At 65.8% G+C, this 1,241-nt stretch carries 1 protein-coding gene and 1 pseudogene; both read right to left on the reverse strand.

Annotated elements, in window-relative coordinates; translation table 11 throughout:
- Window positions 1–538 (reverse strand): 2-oxoglutarate dehydrogenase E1 subunit family protein (locus tag U1769_RS25095; protein ID WP_443030457.1); only part of this gene is annotated, 538 nt, incomplete at its 3' end.
- Window positions 539–707: 169 nt separating this feature from the next.
- Window positions 708–1,241: pseudogene (locus U1769_RS25100) on the reverse strand (succinate--CoA ligase subunit alpha); the annotation flags it as partial.

The following is a 1,241-nucleotide window of genomic DNA, read 5'->3' on the forward strand; positions in this document are numbered from 1 at the left end:
TGCGGCGCAGGATTCCGACCAGCTCGCGGATCGTCGCCTTTTCAAGGCCTAGCGAGCCGCCCATGTAGATCGGCCGGTCGAGATCGGCAGCGGTGAAGCCGTGATATTCGGGGGTGAGATCTGCAGGCAATTCCTGCTTTGACAGGCCCAGCGGATCAAGATTTGCCGCGAGATGGCCGCGCACGCGATAGGTGCGGATGAGCAGCATCGCGCGAATCGAGTCATTTGCGGCGCGGGCGATGTCAGCACCCGATGCAGGTGCTGCGGCGGCAGCCGGGGCGCCGGGCTTCGCGGGCTTTGGTGCGGGCTCCATCTGCGTCGGGTCGAGCGCGGCGGTGAGCGCGTCGGTGTCGCTGAGCGGCCAGGCGGGGTTCGCCCAGCTGGGGCCGGAGACGGTGCCTTCGAGGCCGTCAAACCACTCGCGCCAGCCGGAGTCCACGGCGGAAGGGTCGGCCTTCCACTTGGCGTATAATGTTTCGACGAACGCCGGGCTTACGCCACCGGCGATCTCAGCGAAATCCAGGCTTTCGATGCCCATTGCTTCTCTTCTTTCTGTCCCTCTCCCGGTGGGAGAGGGAAGGAGCCGCCCTTAGGTGGCGGAAGGGTTAGGGTGACCTTCAAGCAGGAAGCCGGATCACCCTCATCCAAGCTTCGCTAAGCGGCTCCGCCGCCCAGCTGCGCTATCCTTCTCCCACCGGGAGAAGGAATTAGCCCTTCAGCACCTCGACCAGGGTCGAGCCAAGTTCGCTGGGCGATTGCGAGACGCGGATGCCCGCAGCCTCCATCGCCGCGATCTTGCTCTCGGCGTCGCCCTTGCCGCCCGACACGATTGCACCGGCATGACCCATGCGACGGCCCGGAGGCGCGGTGCGGCCCGCGATGAAGCCCGCCATCGGCTTCTTGCGACCGCGCTTGGCTTCGTCGATCAGGAACTGCGCGGCCTGCTCTTCGGCATCGCCGCCGATTTCGCCGATCATGATGATCGACTGCGTGGCGTCATCGGCCAGGAACAGTTCGAGCACGTCAATGAAATTGGTGCCGTTGACCGGATCGCCGCCGATGCCGACAGCCGTGGTCTGGCCGAGGCCCGCATTGGTGGTCTGGAACACGGCCTCATAGGTGAGCGTGCCGGAGCGGCTGACAACGCCGACAGAGCCCTTGGAGAAGATGCTGCCGGGCATGATGCCGATCTTGCACTCGCCGGGGGTGAGGACGCCGGGGCAGTTCGGGCCGATCAGGCG

The organism is Parasphingomonas zepuensis (assembly GCF_036663735.1).
Taxonomy (GTDB): Bacteria; Pseudomonadota; Alphaproteobacteria; order Sphingomonadales; family Sphingomonadaceae; genus Sphingomonas.